At 73.9% G+C, this 19731-nt stretch carries 17 protein-coding genes; 8 read left to right on the top strand and 9 right to left on the bottom strand.

Features of this window, described 5'->3' with window-relative positions; all coding sequences use genetic code 11:
* Positions 1-34: 34 nt before the first annotated feature.
* Positions 35-685 carry a beta-glucanase gene (locus ACIP4P_RS05865; protein ID WP_400915155.1) on the bottom strand — a complete coding sequence of 217 codons (651 nt, stop codon included), beginning with the start codon at positions 683-685 and terminating at the stop codon, positions 35-37.
* 319 nt (positions 686-1004) lie between these two features.
* On the opposite strand from ACIP4P_RS05865, the gene ACIP4P_RS05860 reads away from it, so the two are divergent.
* A complete protein-coding gene (locus tag ACIP4P_RS05860; RefSeq protein ID WP_400915153.1) occupies positions 1005-1982 on the top strand; it encodes a hypothetical protein in 978 nt (325 codons plus the stop codon).
* 81 nt (positions 1983-2063) lie between these two features.
* Here ACIP4P_RS05860 and ACIP4P_RS05855 read toward each other — a convergent pair whose 3' ends face one another.
* Positions 2064-2693, bottom strand: a complete 630-nt coding sequence (locus tag ACIP4P_RS05855) for a CBS domain-containing protein (RefSeq protein ID WP_400915151.1) — start codon at positions 2691-2693, stop codon at positions 2064-2066.
* Between the two features lie 350 nt (positions 2694-3043).
* Here ACIP4P_RS05855 and ACIP4P_RS05850 point away from each other — a divergent pair, with 350 nt between their 5' ends.
* On the top strand, positions 3044-4978 hold the full coding sequence (locus ACIP4P_RS05850) for a hypothetical protein (RefSeq protein ID WP_400915149.1): 1935 nt from the start codon (positions 3044-3046) through the stop codon (positions 4976-4978).
* Here ACIP4P_RS05850 and ACIP4P_RS05845 read toward each other — a convergent pair.
* On the bottom strand, positions 4962-6161 hold the full coding sequence (locus ACIP4P_RS05845) for an FAD-dependent monooxygenase (RefSeq protein WP_400915148.1): 1200 nt from the start codon (positions 6159-6161) through the stop codon (positions 4962-4964). The genes ACIP4P_RS05850 and ACIP4P_RS05845 overlap by 17 nt on opposite strands.
* Positions 6162-6298: 137 nt before the next feature.
* On the opposite strand from ACIP4P_RS05845, the gene ACIP4P_RS05840 reads away from it, so the two are divergent.
* Positions 6299-7009: a TetR/AcrR family transcriptional regulator gene (locus ACIP4P_RS05840; RefSeq protein ID WP_400915145.1), complete on the top strand. Its 711-nt coding sequence runs from the start codon at positions 6299-6301 to the stop codon at positions 7007-7009.
* Between the two features lie 58 nt (positions 7010-7067).
* Entirely contained in the window at positions 7068-7868 is an 801-nt protein-coding gene (locus tag ACIP4P_RS05835; protein WP_400915143.1) for a HEAT repeat domain-containing protein, read from the top strand.
* A gap of 49 nt (positions 7869-7917) precedes the next feature.
* Here the strand turns inward: ACIP4P_RS05835 and ACIP4P_RS05830 are convergent, their stop codons facing one another.
* Positions 7918-8283: a hypothetical protein gene (locus tag ACIP4P_RS05830; protein ID WP_400915142.1), complete on the bottom strand. Its 366-nt coding sequence runs from the start codon at positions 8281-8283 to the stop codon at positions 7918-7920.
* A gap of 293 nt (positions 8284-8576) precedes the next feature.
* Between ACIP4P_RS05830 and ACIP4P_RS05825 the strand changes: the two genes are divergently transcribed.
* Positions 8577-8846 carry a GlsB/YeaQ/YmgE family stress response membrane protein gene (locus ACIP4P_RS05825; protein ID WP_350516788.1) on the top strand — a complete coding sequence of 90 codons (270 nt, stop codon included), beginning with the start codon at positions 8577-8579 and terminating at the stop codon, positions 8844-8846.
* A 64-nt stretch (positions 8847-8910) separates the two neighbouring features.
* Here ACIP4P_RS05825 and ACIP4P_RS05820 read toward each other — a convergent pair whose 3' ends face one another.
* Positions 8911-10791, bottom strand: coding sequence for an amino acid transporter (locus ACIP4P_RS05820; protein ID WP_400915139.1), 1881 nt, complete (start codon positions 10789-10791; stop codon positions 8911-8913).
* 401 nt (positions 10792-11192) lie between these two features.
* Between ACIP4P_RS05820 and ACIP4P_RS05815 the strand changes: the two genes are divergently transcribed.
* From ACIP4P_RS05815 to ACIP4P_RS05805, 3 genes are all read left to right on the top strand, one after another.
* Positions 11193-12770, top strand: coding sequence for a N,N-dimethylformamidase beta subunit family domain-containing protein (locus tag ACIP4P_RS05815; RefSeq protein WP_400915137.1), 1578 nt, complete (start codon positions 11193-11195; stop codon positions 12768-12770).
* 159 nt (positions 12771-12929) lie between these two features.
* Positions 12930-13664, top strand: a complete 735-nt coding sequence (locus ACIP4P_RS05810; protein ID WP_350516785.1) for a polyprenol monophosphomannose synthase — start codon at positions 12930-12932, stop codon at positions 13662-13664.
* 85 nt (positions 13665-13749) lie between these two features.
* Entirely contained in the window at positions 13750-15000 is a 1251-nt protein-coding gene (locus tag ACIP4P_RS05805; RefSeq protein ID WP_400915135.1) for an aromatic acid exporter family protein, read from the top strand.
* A gap of 48 nt (positions 15001-15048) precedes the next feature.
* Here the strand turns inward: ACIP4P_RS05805 and ACIP4P_RS05800 are convergent, their stop codons facing one another.
* The 4 genes from ACIP4P_RS05800 to ACIP4P_RS05785 form a co-directional block, all read right to left on the bottom strand.
* Positions 15049-15498: an SRPBCC domain-containing protein gene (locus ACIP4P_RS05800; protein WP_400915133.1), complete on the bottom strand. Its 450-nt coding sequence runs from the start codon at positions 15496-15498 to the stop codon at positions 15049-15051.
* A gap of 4 nt (positions 15499-15502) precedes the next feature.
* Positions 15503-15976, bottom strand: a complete 474-nt coding sequence (locus tag ACIP4P_RS05795; protein ID WP_400915132.1) for a VOC family protein — start codon at positions 15974-15976, stop codon at positions 15503-15505.
* A gap of 87 nt (positions 15977-16063) precedes the next feature.
* Entirely contained in the window at positions 16064-18049 is a 1986-nt protein-coding gene (locus ACIP4P_RS05790; RefSeq protein ID WP_350516781.1) for a phosphocholine-specific phospholipase C, read from the bottom strand.
* Between the two features lie 14 nt (positions 18050-18063).
* The gene (locus ACIP4P_RS05785) at positions 18064-19500 is read right to left on the bottom strand and encodes an endonuclease/exonuclease/phosphatase family protein (protein WP_400915131.1); all 1437 of its coding nucleotides are present in this window, start codon (positions 19498-19500) and stop codon (positions 18064-18066) included.
* Positions 19501-19731 lie beyond the last annotated feature (231 nt).

The raw sequence follows: 19731 nt of genomic DNA, 5'->3' as shown, positions 1-19731 counted from the left end.
CCGACCGAACCCGACCGAAGCCGGACCGGTCGGGTCAGCGCTCGACCGTCAGGCTGTCGCAGACCCAGCTCAGCCGGTCCGGCCCGTCGAAGGCCGGCCGGTCGTGGTACGTCCCGTCCGCCACCGACAGGTTGACGATCAGGTAGGCGTGCCAGCCGGGCCCGACCCCGTGCAGGTCCGCGTAGACCAGCTCGTCCTCGACGTACCAGTCCACCGAGTGCGCGCCGAGCACCACCCGCAGGGCGAAGCTCGCGCCCAGGCCGATCCCGGCGGCGCCGCCGTGCCAGTAGCGGAAGCCGCCCCGCACGTGGTTGGAGATCTCCAGCAGGTCCGGGTTGTCGGGGTGGTACTCGAAGAGGTCCACCTCGTTGCCGCCGTCCCGCCAGGTCCAGATCGCCGGCCAGGCGCCCGAGTCGACGGGCAGCGTGACCTGGGCCGACACCGCGTCCCCGGTCCGCACCTGGAAGGCCTCCGGACTGCCCTCGGTGGTCAGCAGGTTGCACGTCCAGAGCCCGCCGGTGCGCCGCCGCACCGCACTGAACACCCCGCCGGGGCAGTAGTCGTGGCTCAGGTAGTCGAGCTTGTGGTCGCTCCGGTTGGTCGGTCCCATCCGCGGGTACGCACTGCTGCGCCCGGCGATCCACTGCCTGGTCGAAGTGAAGTCCGCGTCGAACACGACTGCCACGGCCGCCTCCGCAATGCTCCGGGGCCCCGGCAGTCCGAACCACCGGGCACACAGAGTGAGTTACCCGATACGCTCCGCAGTATGCGAAGGGGTTCCCGCGACCCGCACCACCGCGGCGGACCGGCGACACCCAGGACGGCGTGAACGGCGGCACAGGGGGCGGCCTTTCGGGCGGCGGGCGCGACGACTAGCGTACGAACCGCAGGTGTACTGACGGTCCGTCAGACCACCTCGCCCTGGCCTGCACGCGGACGGACGGGATGCCGTGCCCCGTCGCCCGCCCGCCGGGGCTGCCCACCGCACACCCTCCGGAGACCTCATGAGCCGCACCTCCGCGTCCCGCCGGCAGCGCCTGCTCGCTCCCGGCGCCGCCTGCCTCACCCTGCTCTGTTCCGTCCTCGCCACCGCGACGCCGGCCCAGGCCTTCAGCGGGGGGAACCACGAGCAGATCACCCGGGCCGCCCTGGGGGCCGGGGGCTGGCACCCCGCCTCGCTGACGGCGATGGCGGACGGCACCACGGGCGCGATCGTCGCCAACGACCACGGCGAGTATTTCGGCATCGGCGAACTCCACTGCGACAACGCCGACTACCTGGACCCCCGGTACGACGGCCACTACCCCCGCACCCGCGCGCAGGCCGACGCCGAGATCATCGACTGCGTCGGGAGCTCGATCGACCACGTCAAGCGGGCCGTCGCCGCCGCGGACCGGCTGGTCGACGCGAACGGGCACGTGGTCGGCGCCCAGACCGCCATCTCCCCGGCCTGCACGTGGAACGACCGCCCGGGACGGGCCAAGTGCGAGGTGCTGGAGGACCTGGGCCGCGGCTGGCACCAGATCGAGGACTTCTACGCCCACAGCAACTGGGTCGACCGGACCGGCCCGGGGGCCGTCGGCGTCAAGAACCCGCCCGGGCTCGGCCGGACCGACCTGCCCGCGTTCTTCTCCATCAGCCGCTACAGCGGCATGAGCCGCGCGGACTGGGTCAAGGACGCCACCGGCCACATCCCGCACGACCTGGCGACCGGCTGCTACCCGGACCGCGACCACAGCGGCAGGGTCTCCGACTGCGCGAACCGCGTCACCCACGACGGGGTGCTGAACAAGGACACCAAGGACAGCCCGCGGTCGACCGTCGACCACAACTTCGACCACGCCCACGACCTCGCCGTCAAGGACATCGAGCGCCAGTGGAAGGAGTTCAAGGAGGAGCTCGGACGCAGGTACCCGCACAACGGCCGGGCCGCGGCGATGATCTGCGCCATCACCCATGACCACCCGGACAGGACCTGCTGAGCGGGAGCGGACGCGAGCGGAGAAGCCGTGCACAGGTTCCCGATCGGGCTGCTCGCGTCCGCGGTTCCGTGACGCCCGCGCTCAGCCGACCGGGGAGGTGGCGTCCCCCGCCTGGAGCCGGTCGGTCACCGAGACCACCCCGTCCACCGAGCGGCACAGGTTGAGCACGATCGGCACCAGGTGCGCCTCGGGGACGGTGCCGCTGAGCACCACCCGGCCCTGGTCGACCTCCACGCCGATCTCCGCCGGGCTGACCCCGTCGATCCGGCCGAGCACCTCCTCGACGATCTCCCGCCGGATGATCCGGTCCTCGCGCAGGAACACCCGCAGCAGGTCGCCCCGGCTCACCATGCCGATCACCCGCCCCTCCTCGTCCAGCACCGGCAGCCGCTTCAGCCCGTGCCGGCTCATCAGCCGGGCCGCCGCGACCACGCTGCTGTCGGGCGTGGTGCACACCGGCTGGGCGGTCATCAGCTCCGCCGCCGTGACCTCGCCGCCCGGCCCGGCCTGCGCGGACTCCGGCGCCGGGAGCAGACTGCCCGGGTCCTCCTGGGCGGCCAGCGTGCGCAGCAGGTCCGCCTCCGACACCAGCCCGAGCGGGCGCCCCTCCGGGTCCACCACCGGCACTCCGGTGATGTCGTACTCGGTCAGCAGCGCGACGATCTCCCGGAAGCCGGTCTCGGGCGCGATCCGGACCACGGGAGTGGTCATCACAGTTTCGACGGTGGCATGCCGCACGCCGGTTCACCTCGTCCAACGATGCTGGTCTGATCGGGCGCGGATCGTCCCGGCCGGTACCCGCAGGATGGCCTCCGGCCGGACGAACCGCCAGGGGCCAAGGGGCCGAACGGGTGGGACCAAAGGCCCTGACCTGCGAACACTCCTCCGACGCCCGGGCCGCCCGCGCGGACCGGGGCCGCCCGTCGGGCCGGAGCGGGCTGGAGCGGACCGACGGCGCCGCGCCCCCCGCCACGCGCCCGCTCCCCCGGACGGCGCAACCATCACATGATCGACTCGTTGGACCGTCCACCACGACAGCACGCAGGCACTGGGAGGGCCCGTTGGCAGGACGGACGGCGGGCGCGGCACCGACGGCGCGCCCGGTGGCGGAGGCGGAGGCCACGCTGGTGCGCCACTACCGCAGGCTGGTCCGGCTGGCCTACCTGGCCCTGCCCGCCGACCGGGACCGGCACAGCCGGGTGCTCGCCGCCCACGCCGCGGTCCAGCGCGCCCTGCCGTTCCGCTGGACCCGCGCCGACCGGCCCTCCGGCCCCGAGGCCGACCAGGCCGGCCACACCGGCCAGACCGCCCGGATCGGCCAGACCGGCCAGGCCGACGGGAGCGCCACCACCGACCCCGGCTACGCCGCGCTGCGCCTGCGGGTGCTGCGCGCCGCCCTGCGGGCGCACCCGGCCGCACGGCTGCTGGCACCCCGGGTCTGGGGCCTGCGGCTGTTCACCCCGCACGGCGGCGAGCAGGACGCGGCGCTGGACCACGCGCTCGCCGGCCTGGACGCCCCGGCCCGGGCGGCCTTCGCGCTGCGCGAGGTGGAGGGACTGGACGGGCCCGGGGCGGAGCAGGTGCTGCGGGAGGCCGGGGTGGCCCGGCCGGCCAAGGCGGTCGCGGCGGCGGCCGGGGTCCCGGCCGGGCCGGATCCCGAGCTGTCCGCCTTCGACCCGTGCGCGGTCCGGGTGCAGCCCACCGACCTGCTGCGCCGCCGCCGCACGCTGACCGCCGCACTGGCGGCCGGGCTGCTCGGACTGACCACCACGGCGGCGGTGCTGGGCGGCGGTTCCGGTCCGGTGGGCGCCGCCCCGCGGCCGGCCGAACGGTCCGCGGACGCCCCGGCCGACCCCGCCGACCCGGCCCGCCTGGTCCGGGTCGCGCCGGACGCCTGGGAGCACACGGCGCGGATCGACTTCACCGCCTGGCCCGCCCGCGGCGACCGGCGCGAGGACGGTGCGCTGCTCGGCCGCGCCCTGGCCGCCTGGGCCCAGCCGGGCCCGCGGACCCACGCCGAACCGGGCACCGACTCCGCCCCGCCCGCGACCCCGCCACAGCTGCTGTTCGCCGGGACGGTGGACGGCACCGGCGTGGCGGTGCTCTACGACGGCCGCCGGATCGCCCGGTACACCGACGGGAGCGGTGGCGGACTGGACCTCGCCCGGGCCGACTCCTCGGGCCCGACCACGGCGGGCGCGGTGGTGCTGGGCCGTCAGGGCACCGCGGTCCGCTACCTGCTGGCGCCCTGGGTGGAGACCGCCGAGACCCGCCGGATCGACCAGCCCGACGCGGCCGCCCGTCCGCTGGACCACCCCGACGGGATCACCCCGGCCACCCCGGGCGGCGGGCTCGCGGACTGCCGGGGCGCCACCGTGCTGCAGCTGCACTCCTCCCCGGTGATCGCCGAGAAGCACGCCTTCGTCCTCGCCGACCTGGGCGGCCTGCTCCCGGCCCACCTCACCTACACCCCGCCCCCGGACCGCAACCAGCCCGCCCGCGAACCGCACGAGGCGACCGGCCCGGACGCCCTCCAGGCGTGGGCCCGGGCGGGCTGCGCGGTGCCGGACGGCACCCCGGGCGTCAAACAGCTGAACCTGTGGGCCTTCGCGGTGCAGCCGCTGCCGCAGAACGCCGGCTCGGCCGCCTGGTTCTGCCTGCGCGCCGACCGCTGGACGGGCGAGGGCAGCGCGGCCACCGCCGTCCTGCTGCCGACCGCCCGGGGCCCGCAGCGCACCGGCGGCGGCCCGGGCCGCGCGTGCAGCCGGTTCGAGCAGGACACCGTGGCCTGGACCTGGTGGCACTCCCCGCAGGGCCCCGACTACCTGCTCGCGGCGGGCAGCCGCCGGGTCGCCCGGCTCACCGCCAAGGGCCCGGACTGGTCCGCCGACCGCCCGACCCCGGACCGCACCCTCGCGGTGGAGCGGCCCGCCCGGTCCACCGTCCAGGTCGAGGCGGTGCTGGAGAACGGGAACCGGATCACCCCACCGCACTGAGCAGCGCCCGGTAGTCCGGCAGTTCGACGCTGGACACCTGCTTGCCCAGCGCCAGCATCCGGTCCAGCACCCACCGCCGGTTGAGCAGCCCGTCGCGCAGCCGCAACCCGACGCGGGTGCGCGGCGCCAGGAACGGCCCGGTTCGGTCGCCGCCCTTCTGACAGCCCCGGGCGTAGCCACGCAGCAGCTCCTCGTACCGGGCGAAGGCCGCCCGGTGGTCGCCGTCGGCCAGCGCCAGCTCGCCCGCGAGGACGTACGCCGCGACCACCGCCGTCCCGGTGCCCATCCCGCCGATGGTGGCGCCGCAGGCGGCGTCGCCGAGCAGGGCGATCCGGCCGGTGGACCAGCCGGGCACGTCGGCGCGGCTGATCGAGTCGAAGTACAGCTCGGGCGCGGCGTCCAGACTCCGCAGCAGGTCCGGCACCCGCCAGCCGAGTCCGGCGAAGGCCTGCCGGACCAGCGCCTTCTGCTGCCCGGGGTCGTGCCGGTCGTAGCGCAGTTCGGGCGAGGCGAAGAGGCAGAAGGCGCCCGCCCTGGTCGGATCGCGGTGGTCGGCGCCGACGGACATCAGTCGGCCGGGGACGTTCAGGGCCGTCCCGTCGGTCGGCAGCCCGTCGTCGTTGGGCAGCTGCCAGGTGGCCGCGTAGTAGCCGAGGTGACGGACGTACCGCTGCTCGGGGCCGAAGGCGAACCGTCGCACCGTGGAGTGCAGCCCGTCGGCGCCGATCACCAGGTCGAACTCGCGCGGTGCACCGTGCCGGAAGGCGACCCGCACGCCGCTCGGCGTCTGCTCCAGGGCCGCGACCGAGTCACCGAAGACGTACTCGGCGCGGGACCCGCTGTGCCGGTACAGCAGTCGGGCCAGCTCCCCGCGCGGGATCTCCAGCTCGCCGCCGGCGAAGTCGGCGGGCAGGTGCAGCAGTCGGCGCCCGTCCTGGTCGACGAAGGTGATCGGGCTGCCACCGGTGTCGAGGGCGCGCAGCTCCTCCAGCACGCCCATCCGTTCCAGCACGGTGAGGTGGGTGGGCCCGCGGAAGTCGACGTTCTGCCCGCCGCCGCGCAGCGCCGGGGCGAGCTCGACGACGGTGACCTCGAAGCCGTACCGGCCCAGCCAGTGGGCCAGGGCCGGGCCGGCGATGCTCGCGCCCGAGATCAGCACCCTGGTACGCGTGGAAGCGCTCATGGAAACCCCCTCCATCGGAGATCGGAAAACTGTGTCCACCGGACACTATTCATTGCTGTGTACGGTAGACACAGTTGATGGATGCGGCAACCCCCGGCGGGCGACCACCGGCGGGCGACTCGGAACGGGAGCGGACGATGGGCCAGGCTGCGGACGACACGGTGCGGCTGCTCTGGGACGGGCCCACCCGCCCGACCCGCGGCCCGAAGCCGAGCCTCAGCCTGGAGCGGATCGCCGCCGCGGGCGTCGAGGTGGCGGACGCGGAGGGCCTGGCCGCGGTCTCCATGCAGAAGGTGGCCGGGCTGCTCGACCACACCAAGATGTCGCTCTACCGCTACGTCCCCGGCAAGGCCGAACTGGTCGCGCTGATGGTCGAGTCGGCCCTCGCCGAACCCCCCGCGACCACCGAAGGACTCGACTGGCGGGAGCAACTCACCGCCTGGGCCCAGCACTTGGCCGCTTCCTTCATCCGACACCCGTGGCTGCTGGACGCCACCCTCGGCCCCCGGGTGCCCGGCCCCCGGGAACTCGCCTGGCTGGAGCGGGTGGTGGCCGCGCTCGACGGCCACGGCCTGAGCGGCGCCGAGCGGATGGACGCCGCCGTGCTGCTCGCCGGGCATGTGCGGACCATCGCCGAACAGGCCCGCGCGGCCGGGCCGGACGGCTCCCCCGAGGCCGAGTTCCTCGCCGCCCTCGGCACCGTGGTGCACCGGCACGCCGACCGCTACCCCGCCGTGGCCGCCGCGATGGCCGAGCCCGGCGGACACGACCGGGCGCTGGACTTCGGCCTGGACCGGATCCTGGACGGCCTGGCCGTCCTGATCAGCCGTCGCGCCGGTCGCCCCTAGCCAGGGGCCGCCGAAAAGCCGTCGAACCGGAGCCGGACGGAGCACTACCATCCGCCCCATGGCGATGTTCGTGCACCTGACGTCGGCGGCGAACACGCCGCGGATCCGGCGCGCCGGGATCCGGGCCGACAGCCGGGGCCAGGGCGGCGTGCGCGGGGTGTACTGCTTCCCCGTGCTGCCCTCGTACACCCTCACCCACCAGTGGCTGCGCGAGCTGGCCCGGTTCGGGCCGAAGGGGTCGCTGGCCGCCGTGCACGTCCGGCTGGACGACGCCCAGCAGGTGCTGGTCGGGCACTACCGGGACCGCGCCAAGGACGCCCAGCGGTGGCTGACCGCCGCCGAGGCGGTCGCCCGGATCGCCGCGCTGCCGGACCCGCGCGGCTGGGAGGTGGTCCTGCCGCGCGCGGTGGCCGCCGGCGAGGTGCACCGGATCCGCGCGGTGCCCCAGGTCACGGGCTGGCGCTACCTGCCGAACGCCCACGGGACCAGGCCCTGCACCTGCTTCGGCTGCCGGATCCGCGGCGAGTACGGCAGCCGACGGCTGCGCGAGCGCCATCCGCACCCGCTGGACGGCCCACCGCCGCCCGTGTCCGTCCTGCTCGCCCGGATCGAGGCGGCGGGCGACCCCGGGGACCCGGCCGCCCTGCGGGACGCCCTGCACTGGCTCGGCCTGCGCCGCCGCGGCCCGCTGGACCGCCTCGCCCGGCTGGCCGCCCACCCCGACCCGGACGTCCGCCGGGAGCTGGTCTGGGCCGTCCAGGGCTGGTCCACCCCGGGCGTCGCCGACCTGCTGGACGGCCTCGCCGGGGATCCGCACCCGGACGTCCGCCAGGCCGTCACGGACGTCCGGACGCTCTGAGGCCCGATCGGATCAGGCCCGATCGGATCAGGCCTCATCGGATCAGGCCTCAGGAGACGCGCTTCAGCTGCCAGGAGTTGTTGCCGAGGCTCGGCACGGCGGAGTACTGACAGCCGGAGCTGTAGAAGCTGCTGACGATCGTCCAGCCGGCCGGCGGCCAGGTGGAGCCGCAGGCGTTGACCACGGTGCCGACCGGGTAGCCGGTGAGCTGCATGATCTTCTTGGTGTTCGGGGTGAACCCGGAGCCGCAGCCCGCGCTGTTCCACCACTGGACGTCCACGAAGCCGTCCGGGGTCAGCGAGGACGAGCAGCTGGTGCTGGTGCTGCCGGGTGCGGCCTGGGCGGTGCCCACGGTGAGGGTGAGGGCGGCGGCGGTACAGCCGAGGGTGAGGACGGCGGCACGAAGTCGGGTCACGGGGGCGGCTCCTCTCGATCGGCGCGGCGGGTCCGCGTCGAGAGACATTCCTACTGGTACGAATGACCCGCTGAACAGTGCGTTTCCGGCCCCGTCGGCGGCGGGTTCTCGACCGTCCGCGCCCCGGCCCTCGCCCCCTGCCGCGCCTCCGGCCGGCCCCGCCCCGGGCCGCTCACCTGCGGGGTTGCGCCCCGAGGTGCCCGTTCGGCCGAACCGGGTGATCATGGGACGAACCGCGTCTTCGGCGAGTCGGCGCGCCGGTCACTCCGGCGGCGCCGGGAAGGTGGACCGCGATGTTCCAGCTCCTGTGGATTCTGCTCATCGGCTTCGTGCTCGGTGTGCTCGCCAAGCTGATCCTGCGCGGACCGCAGTCGATCCCCTGGTGGCTGACCATGCTGCTGGGCGCTGCCGGGGCCTGGCTGGGCAATGCCGTCTCCGGTTGGATCGGCGTCCGCCACACCTCCGGTATCGACTGGATCCGTCACATCCTCCAACTCGGCTTCGCCGTCGCCCTGGTGGCGATCGTCTCGCCCGCCTGGAGCAAGAACCGCGCGTCCCGCTGAGCGGGCGCCCGGCCGCATCGCCGACGTCGGACCGAACGGCCGACGCCGGCGGGCCGGTTCGGGCTCAGCCCACGTGCACCGCGGGCCGCCGGCTGCGGTCGGGCTCCGCCTCGCGGAGCACCTCCCGGGTGACCGGCGCGATCTCGCCCTGCCCGAACAGGAAGAACCGCAGGAACTGGGCGAACGGGTTGCCCTCGGTCCACTCGAAGTAGATGTGCGGCTGCTGCCCGGTGAGGTCGCGCACCCGCAGCAGCAGGGCGGCCAGCGCGTTGGGCACGCTGGAACTGTGCAGCGACAGCACCCGGTAGCGGTCGTGCAGCACCTCACCGTGCACGGTGAGCTCCGACTCGAACTCGGACGGGTCGAGCACCGTCACCTCGACGAAGACCAGGTCGTCCTCGGCCGGGATGTCGTTGTCCTTGCGGATCTGGCGGAGCTTGTCCCGGTACTCGGCGATGTCCCGGCTGTTCGGCTCGTTGGCGATCAGCCGCAGCGGACGGTGCATGTAGTCCCGGACGAAGCGCTCGGCGACGTCGTCCAGGACCACGTCGGTGACCCGCAGTTCGAAGGCGCGCTTGAGCCGGGAGAGGAAGGAGACCAGCATGATGCCCGCGATGAAGCACGCGCCGATCTTGACGCCGTCCGGGCGCTCGGCGATGTTCACGGCCGTGGTGTAGAGGAACACCGCGGAGATCACCGCGAAGGTGGTGGTCCAGCGCCGTTCCCGGGCCTTGCGGGCGGCGATGGTGACGGCGACCGCGGCGGAGCTGATCAGCACCAGCACGCCGGTGGCGTAGGCGCCGCCCTGGGCGTCGACGTTGGCGTCGAAGATCCAGGTGACCAGGAAGGCGATCAGGGTCAGCACGATCACCGTCGGCCGCACCGCCCGGGCCCAGTGCGGGGCCATCCCGTAGCGGGGCAGGTAGCGGGGCATCAGGTTGAGCAGTCCCGCCATCGCGGAGGCTCCGGCGAACCAGAGGATGGCGATGGTCGACAGGTCGTAGATGCTGCCGAAGGCGCTGCCCAGGTTCTCGTGGGCGAGGTAGGCGAGCGCCCGCCCGTTGGCCTGGCCGCCGTTCTGGAAGGCGGCCTTGGGGATGAGCAGGGTGGTGATCAGGCTGGTGGCGATCAGGAAGACGCTCATGATCACGGCGGCGGTGGTGAGCAGGCGCCGGGCGCCGCGGATCCGGCCGGTGGGCTTCTCCTCGGTGTCGTCCGGGTCGCCCTCGATGTGCGGCATCACGGCGACGCCGGTCTCGAAGCCGGAGAGGCCGAGCGCCAGCTTCGGGAAGACGATCAGCGCCACGCCGATCATCGCGAAGCCGTTGCCGTGCTCGGCGGTGAGCCCGTCGGTCCAGTCGCCGAAGACGTGCGGCTCCTTGAGGACGTGCCAGATGCCGTTGGTCACCACCACGACGTTGAGCGCGAGGTAGACCAGGACCAGGACGACGGCCAGGCCGATCGCCTCGCTGAAGCCCTTGAGGAAGACCGCGCCGAGCAGCGCCACCAGGATCAGGGTGAGCATCACCTGCTTGCCGGACAGGGTGCTGTGCAGGTGCGGGTTCTCGATCAGGTGCGCGGTCGCGTCGGCGGCCGACAGGGTGATGGTGATCATGAAGTCGGTGGCGGCGAAGCCGAGCAGGGTCAGCACGAAGAGCTTGCCCTGCCAGAACGACAGCAGCCGCTCCAGCATCGCGATCGAGCCCTGGCCGTGCGGGCTCTCCACGGCCACCCGGCGGTACACCGGCAGCGCGCCGAACAGGGTGACCAGGACCAGCACGACGGTGGCGATCGGCGACAGCAGACCGGCCGCGAGCGCCGCGATGCCCGGCTGGTAGCCGAGGGTGGAGAAGTAGTCGAGGCCGGTCAGGCACATGACCCGGAACCAGTGCGCGCCCTTCTCGGCCGGCGCCTCCGCGTGCGGGCCGGGGTGCTGCTTGGCCATGTCCGACAGACCTTCGAGCATCCAGGCCCGGAACCTCGTACCCCGGGTCGAAGCAGCCGTTCCCGCTTCGGCCGAACCCGACGAGACCACGTACACCCCTGTCCACGACTTCGGCCGGCCGCCGCACGGTTCCGGACCCCCAAGGCCGCCGGACGGCGGGCCTGGTCAGGCTAGGTGACCGGGCCCGGGCCGCCGGGCAACCGTGCTGGCCAACACGCCGGGGTGCGCCCGTACGGCCCTCCCGGGTGGCCGCCGGCGGCCGGGCGGGCGCGCCGGATCCGGCGCGGCGGTGCGCCAGGCCTACCCGAACGGGGTATAGATGTCCGCGCGCATTGACCGCCGGTGTTGACGCCGACAGCAGGGCAAGCGACAGCCGAGCAACGGACAGCAGGGAGGCAGCGGTGGCCGAACCGAGTCGGCGGAGGATCCTGGGCCTGGGCCTGGTGGCGGCCGCCGTCACCTCCTGCGGCACCCGGCACCCGGGCACCGTCCCGCAGCCCGGGCCCGACCCCCGGGGCACCCCCGGCAGCACCGCGCCCACCCCCGCCCAGCGGGCGGACCCGAAGGACGACGCCCCGGACGAGCAGTCCCGGCCCGGCAACCCGGACTGGGAGATCACCGACCCCGGGGCGCCCGGCGCCGTGGAGGGCTTCGCCGACCGGGTCAGCGTGCTGCCCGGCGAGTCCTTCGGCCTGCACGTCTCCACCGCCGCCGCGGCCTTCACCGTCTCCGCCTACCGGATGGGCTGGTACGGCGGCGCCCGGGCCCGGCTGGTCTGGCGCCGCGAGCACGTGCCCGGCGGCAAGCAGGCCGCCCCGCAGGTGGACCGCACCACCCGCACCGTACTGACCGGCTGGCCGCGCACCCTCACCGTGGACACCCCCGGCTGGCCCGAGGGCGCCTACCTGCTGCGCCTGGACGCCGAGGACGGCACCGGCCGCAGCTACGTCCCGCTCACCGTCCGCTCCGCGAGCACCGCCGACCGGACCGTGGTCATGAGCGCCCCGGCGACCTGGCAGGCCTACAACGAGTGGGGCGGCTACAGCCTCTACAACGGCCCGACCGGCGGCCTGGCCACCCGCTCGCTGCGGGTGGTCTTCGACCGGCCCTACGACTACGACCACGGCGCCGGACTGTTCCTGGTCTACGAGGCACCGCTGGTCGCCCTGGCCGAGCGGCTCGGGCTGCCGCTCGCCTACACCACCGGGATCGACGTCGCCCGGGAGCCGGGGCTGCTGCGCGGCGCGAGCGCCGTGCTGTCGCTCGGCCACGACGAGTACTGGTCCCCCGAACAGCGCGCCCATGTGACGGCGGCCCGCGACGCCGGGACGAACCTGGCGATCCTGGGTGCCAACTGCTGCTTCCGCCGGGTCCGTTTCGAGCCCACCGAGCTCGGCCCGGACCGCACGGTGGTCTGCTACAAGGACGCCTGGGCCCAGGACCCGGGCCGCCAGACGGGCTCCCCCGCGACCACCGACTTCCGGGCCGGCCCGGGCGCCGACCCGGAGAGCTCGATGCTCGGGGTGATCTACGACGGCTACCCGGTGGACGCCCCGTACGTGGTCACCTCGCCGGACCACTGGGCCTTCGAGGGGATGGGCCTGGCGGCCGGGGCCTCCTTCCCCCACCTGGTCGGAGTCGAGTACGACCGGGTGGACACCGCCTTCCCCACCCCGCGCCCGATCGAGGTGATCGCCCACTCCCCGGTGGTCTGCGAGGGCCGGCCCTCGCACTCCGACACCGCGTACCACACCGTGCCGAGCGGCGCCGGGGTGTTCGCATCCGGGACGATGCGCTGGGTGGAGACCCTGGACGCCCACGGCCCGGGCGGCGGCAAGGCCGACCACGGCATCGACTCCCGTGCCGGGGACGTGGTCCGCAGGGTCACCGAGAACGTGCTGCGCGTCTTCGCCGCCGGTCCGGCCGGGCGCACCCACCCCGCCCGGGACAACCTGGCCGCGGTCTACGGCACGGCGTAACGGTCCATCGCGGTCGAACCGGTTTCCGGGCCGGTCCGGGGCGGGAGCGGGCCGTTGATCCGGCTACACTCGCACGGTCTGACAGCAGCGCAGGTCGTCCAGGACAACCGACCGGTGCGGCATTGGTGCCGGCCGGCGAGGGCACGAGGGAAACAGAACATGGTCGAGGCCTCCCCGAAGGTCGTTGTCGTCGTCCCCACGTACAACGAACGGGAGAACCTTCCGGTCCTCGCCGGGCTCCTCGCGGAGCTGGCGGTCCCGAACCTGCACCTGCTGGTGGTCGACGACAACTCCCCCGACGGCACCGGCGAGCTCGCCGACAAGCTCGCCGCCGACTCCGCGGGCACCGTCGGCGTGCTGCACCGCACCGAGAAGGACGGCCTCGGCCGCGCCTACCTGGCCGGCATGGCCCGGGCGCTGGACGAGGACGCGGACGTGGTGATCCAGATGGACGCCGACCTCTCCCACCCGGCCTCCGCGATACCCGCGATGCTGGCCGCGCTGCTGGCCGGCGACACCGCCGTGGTGCTCGGCTCCCGCTACGTGCCCGGCGGCTCGACCGCCGAGGAGTGGCCCTGGCACCGCAAGGCGCTGTCCGCCTGGGCCAACTTCTACGTCAACACGATCCTCGGCCTGGGCGTCCGGGACGCCACCGCCGGCTTCAAGGCCTGGCGGGCCACCACCCTGCGGGCCATCGACCTGCCGACCGTGCAGAGCAACGGCTACTCGTTCCAGGTCGAGATGAACTACCGGGTGATCCAGCGCGGGCTGACCATCCGGGAGGTGCCGATCCGCTTCGAGGAGCGGATCGAGGGCGCCTCGAAGATGAGCATCGGGGTGCAGGTGGAGTCCGCGCTCGCGCCCTGGAAGCTGCGCTTCAACCGCGAGGCCTAAGGGGTCCGTCGGACCGAGCGCCGGACGGGCTAGTCCCGGCCGTGCCCGGCGGTGTCGGTGGTGGCTTCGGGGAAAGAAGGCCGTCATGCCCCTTCTCCCGGAGTCCCTGACGAGCCTGGTCCGCCGCGCCGCCCGGGACCCGTTCGCCGTCCAGACGCTGCGGGCCACCGTGGCCGCCACCCTGTCGTACGCGGTGGCCACCCGGCTGAGCACCGAGCCCGCCCCGCTGACGGCGCCGCTCACCGCGCTGCTGGTGGTGCAGGTCACCGTCTACTCGACGCTCAAGACCAGCGTCCGCCGGGTGGTCTCGGTGGTGGTCGGGGTGCTGATCGCGATCGGATTCAGCGCCGTGGTCGGGCTCTCCTGGTGGAGCCTCGGGCTGATCATCCTGGCCTCGCTGGTCATCGGCCGGTTCGTCCGGGTGGAGGAGTTCGTCCAGGAGGTCGCGATCAGCGCGATGCTGATCCTGGGCGTCACCAAGCTGGCCTCCCAGGCCTGGGACCGGGTGCTGGAGACCCTGATCGGCGCCGCCGTCGGCCTGCTGTTCAACCTGCTCTTCGCCCCGCCGGTCTGGGTGGACACCGCCGGGGAGTCGATCGAGGACCTCGCCCGGCGGGCCCGCCAGCTGCTGCTGGACCTCTCCGAACAGCTGGGCCGCCCCACCCCCGTGGCCCGGGCCGCCGAGCGGCTGCACGAGGCCCGCCGGCTGGACCAGGCGATCGCGGACGTGGACGCCGCGCTGCGCCAGGCCGAGGACAGCCTGCGGTTCAACCCGCGGATCACCGAGGGGCTGCTCTCCCGGCTGGTGCTGCGCACCGGGCTGGACACCCTGGAGATCTGCGTGGTGGTGATCCGGGTGCTGGCCCGCTCGCTGACCGACCTGGCCAAGCGGCGCGGGGACGGCGAGCGGCTGTTCCCGGCCGAGGTCGCGGTCGGGCTGGAGGAGCTGCTGGCGCACGTCGGCGGGGCGATGGTCAGCTTCGCGGTGCTGGTCACCACCCAGGTGAGCCGCAGCGCCGAGGAGGCCGAGGAGCGGCTGACCGCCGAGCTCGCGGCCGCCTGGACCTGCCGGGACAACGTGGCGCAGGTGCTGTTGCGGAAGGTCCAGGAGCACCCGGAGGCCTGGCAGCTGCACGGCTCGATGCTGGCCGAGGTCGACCGGATCCTGGACGAGCTGGACCTGGAACACCGCACCCGGCGGCTGATGGAGGAGCTGGACCGGGCCGCGCTGGTCAGCCGGGAGCGGCTCTCCCGGCTGCCCGGGCTGCGCCGCGCCGTCCGGGGCCGACGGCGACAGGACGAACGGGAGCGCCCGGCGGCGGGGGCCGGGCGCTGATTCCGCGATTCCGCGATCCTGCGGCTCCACGGTTCCACGCGGGACCGCTCAGGGCATCAGCCAGGGCTGCTGCGGCAGCGGGTGGCCGGTCTCCAGGTAGGTCTTGAGGTTGGACAGCACCGCCGACCAGCCCTGTTCGGCGTCCACCCGGGCGGCCTCGTCCGGCAGGTCCTCGTGGGTGACGGTGAGCCGGGTGAGGTCCTGCCAGCCCCGCAGCTCGAAGGTGACCCGGGAGGGCCAGCCGCCGCGCTGCTCCTGCGGTCCGGCCCAGGTGGTGACCAGCCGGTGCGGGCGGTCGGCCACCTCGACGCTGCCGATCACGTCGGCGATCCCGGAGTCGTCGGTGCGCTGGTGCTCCCAGGAGGCGCCGGGCAGCCAGGTGGAGACGTTGCGGTGGCCCCAGTAGAGGCCGGACTCGTCGGCGTTGGTGAGCGCGTGCCAGACCCGCTCCGGGGTGGCGTGCAGGTAGACGGTGCCGCGGTGGGTGAAGGCGGTCACGGCCTCAGCCCCCCGCCGCGTCGAGCAGCGCCTGGATCTCGATCTTCTGCATCTGCATCATGGCCGCCGTCGCGCGCTCGGCCTTGGCCCGGTCCTCGCCGCCGACCAGGTCGAGCAGGATTCGCGGGGTGATCTGCCAGGAGAGGCCGAAGCGGTCCTTGAGCCAGCCGCACGGGCCCGGCTGGCCGCCGTCGGCGGTGAGCGCCGTCCAGAGCCGGTCGACCTCCTGCTGGTCCTCGCAGGTGACCTGGAGCGAGAACGCCTCGGTGAAGGGGAACATCGGGCCGCCGTTGAGCGCGGTGTAGGCCCGACCGGCGAGTTCGAACTCGACCGTCATCACCGTACCGGCCGGCACCGGGGCGCCCTCGCCGTAGCGGGTGACCCTGGTGATCCGGGAGTCGGGGAACAGCGAGGTGTAGAGGGTGGCGGCCGTCTCGGCCTCGGTGTCGTACCAGAGGAAGGGGGTGATCTGCTGCATGGGCCCGACGGTAGCGGCGGGGTCCGACAGCGCGGCCGAGCCACGGCCGGGGGTCACCGGATCGGCGCCCCCGTCCGTGGCCACGGCTCAGTGCACCCAGCCCGCGTAGCGCTGCACGAAGCGCTGCCCGGTGTGGGCGGTGACGACCACGTCGTAGCGGCCCTGCTTGTCCAGCGGCCAGGAGAGGTCGACCTGCTTGCCGGGCTTGACCCACACCGTCTGCGCGCTGCCCGCGAAGTCGTTGGGCGCGGCGGTGAAGGCCACGTCGGTCATCCCGTCGTTGGCCACCTGGAGGGTGAGCTTCAGGCTGCCGTGCAGGTCGGCGGTGACGATCGGCACGCCGATGTCGTTCTGGCCGTCCTGCCCGTCCCGGACCACCGTCCCGGCGAAGCGGCGCACGAAGCCGTCCGGGCCGTGCACGGTGAAGTCGTAGCGTCCGTCGGTGGCGGCGGCGTCCCAGACGTGGTCGGCGGTGGCGCCGGGGGCGACGGTGTACGGGGTGCCCGCGAACGGCAGCAGGATGTTCGGGTAGACGGTGTACGGGAAGGCCACCGAGCCGTCGTTGCTCATGGTGCAGGTGACCTTGCCAGTCTTCCGGTCCACCGCGACGTCGGCCCACGGCTGGTACGGCAGCGGGCGGTGCGGGCGGTCGCCGCGCTCCTGGACCGGCATCGCCTGGGCGCCGGTCGCCGGGAGGGCGACGCCGGGCAGCTTGGTGCCCGCGTCGGCCTTCGCCATCAGGGCGTTGGTGTCGGGCAGCTTCGGGATCGAGGGGTCCGGGGCGGCGAAGTCGAAGCAGCTGGTGAGGTCGCCGCAGACGGCCCGGCGCCAGGCGGAGATGTTGGGCTCGGCCACGCCGGTGACCAGCTCCATGAAGCGCAGCACCGAAGTGTGGTCGAACACCTGGGAGTTGACCCAGCCGCCGCGCGACCACGGGGAGGCCACCCAGAGCGGGACGCGGTTGCCGAGGCCGATCGCGCGCCCGTGGGTGAACTCCTCGGGGGTGCCGGGCTCGGGGGTGGGCGGGACCATGTGGTCGAAGTAGCCGTCGTTCTCGTCGTACATCACCAGGAAGACGGTGTGCCGCCAGACGTCCGGGTTGGACATCAGCGACTGCAGCGCCTGGTTGACCCAGTGGGCGCCGTAGGCCGGGCCGGCGTCCGGGTGTTCGGAGAACAGGTAGGGCGCGACCAGCCAGGAGACGGTCGGCAGGGTGCCGTCCTTGCAGTGGCGGTCGAAGTCGGTGGGGTCGAACTTGGTCATCGCGTTGATGTACCGCGGGTCGTCGTGCGGGAAGTTGTGGAACTGCTTGAAGTAGGAGAGCGCGTTGTCGTCGTAGTCGCCGGTGCGGTCGTCCTTGCTGGGGTTGTGGTAGACGCGCCAGCTGACGCCCGCCGCCTGGAGGCGCTCGGCGTAGGTGGTCCAGTCGGCGACGGGGTTGTCGGTGACCGGGGTGTTGTCGATCCAGGGGCCGGTGGTGCCGTCCCGGCCGGGGCCGGAGGTGCCGGTCCACAGGTAGAGCCGGTTGGGGTCGGTGGGGCCGGCCAGCGAGGTGAAGTAGGCGTCGCAGAGGGTGAAGGCGTCGGCCAGGGCGTACTGGAACGGGATGTCGTCCCGGGTGAAGTACCCCATGGTGCGCTCGCCCTTGGCGGCGATCCACTTGTTCATCGCGCCGTTGTTGATGGCCTGGTGGCCGGTCGCCCAGTCGTGGGCCAGCCCGCCGGCGTTCTGCGCGTTGTACTTGGAGGTGTCCATCCGGTACGGCAGCATCGCCCCGCCGTCGCTGCGGCGGCTGTCCGGCTGGCGGAACACGTCGCCGCCGTCCGGGAATTGGAGCGCCTGCTTGTCGCCGAAGCCGCGCACACCGCTCAGGGTGCCGAAGTAGTGGTCGAAGCTGCGGTTCTCCTGCATCAGGACGACGACGTGCTTGACGTCCTTGAGGGTGCCGGTGAGGCCGCGGTCGGGGTCGGCGGCGGGGGCGGCGTCGGCCCGGGTGGCGGACAGGCCGGTCAGGGCGGTGGCGCCGACGGCCGCGGAGGCGCCGACGAAGGTGCGGCGGGAGAGCTCGGGCATCACGAACTGGCCTCTCAGAGCTGGAAGGTGGCGACGGCGGCGGCGGTGTCGGAGGGCCACTCGTTGGCGGCGGTGTTCGGCTCCGGCTGGGGCCAGTCGGCGACCAGGGTGTGCGCCTCCACCAGCTTCAGCGCCCCGGCGTACTGGACGGCGTCGATCCGGTCCTGCGGCTCGGGGCGGTCGCCGCGCCGCTTGCGGGTGGGCGACCAGGTGGCGCCCGGGGCCTTGGCCGGGTCGCGGTTCTCCTCGCGGAAGGTGTCGGTCAGTCCGGCGGCCTGCAGCGTGGTGGTGACCGGCCAGGCGAGCGGGCCGACGCCCTGGTGGGCGGCGGCGGTGGCGGCCGTCCAGTCCAGGTGGGAGGGCGAGGAGAGTGCCCCGGCGACCACCACCGGGATCCGCCGGGCGAGGTCCGCACGCACCGCGGCGGCCAGCGCCTTGGCCTGCTTGAGCCGGACCGAGGCGTTCTCGGCGGCCAGCACCTGGGCGGCGGTGCCGCCGTCCTGGACGGCGTACGGACCGTAGCCGGCCTCGTCCAGGTGGGCGGCCCAGAACCGGACGGTGCGGCCGCCGGGCAGCTGGAGGGTGGCGGCGACGGCGGGCAGCTCGGCGGTGGCCGGGGTGAGCTCGGTGAGCGGGTAGCGGCTGAGGATGCCGACGCTGCCGGGGCTCTGGTGGGCGTACCAGCCGAGGGCGTCGGCCAGGGTCTTCGCCCGCTCACCGGCCGTCTCCTGCAGCGCGAGCACGTCCAGGCCCTGGGCGAGGACGACGCGCAGCTGCTTCTCCAGCGCATCGGTGTAGCCGGAGCCGGCGTTGTGCAGGTTCCAGCTGGCGGCCTTGAGCCGGGGCGCGGCGGACCGGTCCACCACCGGGACCAGCACGGTGACGGTGTCGGTGGCGCCCGTGCTGTCCTTGACGCCGACCACGACCAGCTCGGGGTTGCGGCCGGCGGTGGCGGGCGCGGTGCCGGTGAGGGTGCCGTCGGCGGCGACCGAGGCCCAGGCCGCGCCGCCGAGCTTGCGGTAGCCCGCCGAGCCGGCGGCGTTGCCCGCCGGGCGGGACCACAGGCCGCCGAGCTTGATCCGCACGGCCTCACCGGGGGCGACCGGGGTGGCGGTGAAGGAGTCGACGGCCGCGTGCGGGGGGACCACGGCCGGCTTGGGCCGGAAGCTGAACGGCCCGGTCTGCGCGAGGATGCCGTAGCCGTCCTTGGCGAGCAGGTAGGCGGTGTAGGGGCCGCCGGTCAGCGCGGAGGTGTCCAGCTGGACGTCGCCGGAGGTGCCGGGGACGTACTTCCAGAGCAGCGAGGAGCCGGTGCCGGGCTGGCGGCTGCCGTCGTAGATGCCGACCCAGTTCTTGGCGTCGGGGGCGTCGGTGGTCCAGTGGAAGGTGAGCCGGTCGCCTTCGACGGGGCTGCCGGATGAGGTCGGGGTCAGGGCGCTGCCTGCGGCCACGGTTGTCCTGTCCGCCGCCGAGGGCCCGGTCCGCCGGGGGACGGGTACCGGGGCCGCGCGCGGCTGGTCACGGAGGCTGGGAGGGTGATCGCCGCACAGTTGGCTGTACAACTGTGGGCGGGCTCATTCACCCGAAGGCCAGCGACCGGAACGTGAACGGCGCATGACGGAGCATCGGGCGGTTCGGGAACTCCGTGGCGGAACGGCTCGGCGGGCAGCAGGAAGGGCCGT

It is taken from the genome of Kitasatospora sp. NPDC089509, from assembly GCF_044749365.1.
Classification (GTDB): domain Bacteria; phylum Actinomycetota; class Actinomycetes; order Streptomycetales; family Streptomycetaceae; genus Kitasatospora.
Note: the sequence above shows the minus strand (reverse complement) of the source record. Positions and strands in the feature narration are given on the sequence as shown.

What these genes read in the sequence shown, in the direction of transcription:
- ACIP4P_RS05855 (WP_400915151.1), bottom strand. Translation starts at nt 2,693, where the DNA reads ATGACCACTCCCGTGGTCCGGATCGCGCCCGAGACCGGCTTCCGGGAG.
- ACIP4P_RS05825 (WP_350516788.1), top strand. Translation starts at nt 8,577, where the DNA reads ATGTTCCAGCTCCTGTGGATTCTGCTCATCGGCTTCGTGCTCGGTGTG.
- ACIP4P_RS05795 (WP_400915132.1), bottom strand. Translation starts at nt 15,976, where the DNA reads ATGCAGCAGATCACCCCCTTCCTCTGGTACGACACCGAGGCCGAGACG.
- ACIP4P_RS05840 (WP_400915145.1), top strand. Translation starts at nt 6,299, where the DNA reads ATGGGCCAGGCTGCGGACGACACGGTGCGGCTGCTCTGGGACGGGCCC.
- ACIP4P_RS05810 (WP_350516785.1), top strand. Translation starts at nt 12,930, where the DNA reads ATGGTCGAGGCCTCCCCGAAGGTCGTTGTCGTCGTCCCCACGTACAAC.
- ACIP4P_RS05805 (WP_400915135.1), top strand. Translation starts at nt 13,750, where the DNA reads ATGCCCCTTCTCCCGGAGTCCCTGACGAGCCTGGTCCGCCGCGCCGCC.
- ACIP4P_RS05845 (WP_400915148.1), bottom strand. Translation starts at nt 6,161, where the DNA reads ATGAGCGCTTCCACGCGTACCAGGGTGCTGATCTCGGGCGCGAGCATC.
- ACIP4P_RS05790 (WP_350516781.1), bottom strand. Translation starts at nt 18,049, where the DNA reads ATGCCCGAGCTCTCCCGCCGCACCTTCGTCGGCGCCTCCGCGGCCGTC.
- ACIP4P_RS05835 (WP_400915143.1), top strand. Translation starts at nt 7,068, where the DNA reads ATGGCGATGTTCGTGCACCTGACGTCGGCGGCGAACACGCCGCGGATC.
- ACIP4P_RS05860 (WP_400915153.1), top strand. Translation starts at nt 1,005, where the DNA reads ATGAGCCGCACCTCCGCGTCCCGCCGGCAGCGCCTGCTCGCTCCCGGC.
- ACIP4P_RS05820 (WP_400915139.1), bottom strand. Translation starts at nt 10,791, where the DNA reads ATGGCCAAGCAGCACCCCGGCCCGCACGCGGAGGCGCCGGCCGAGAAG.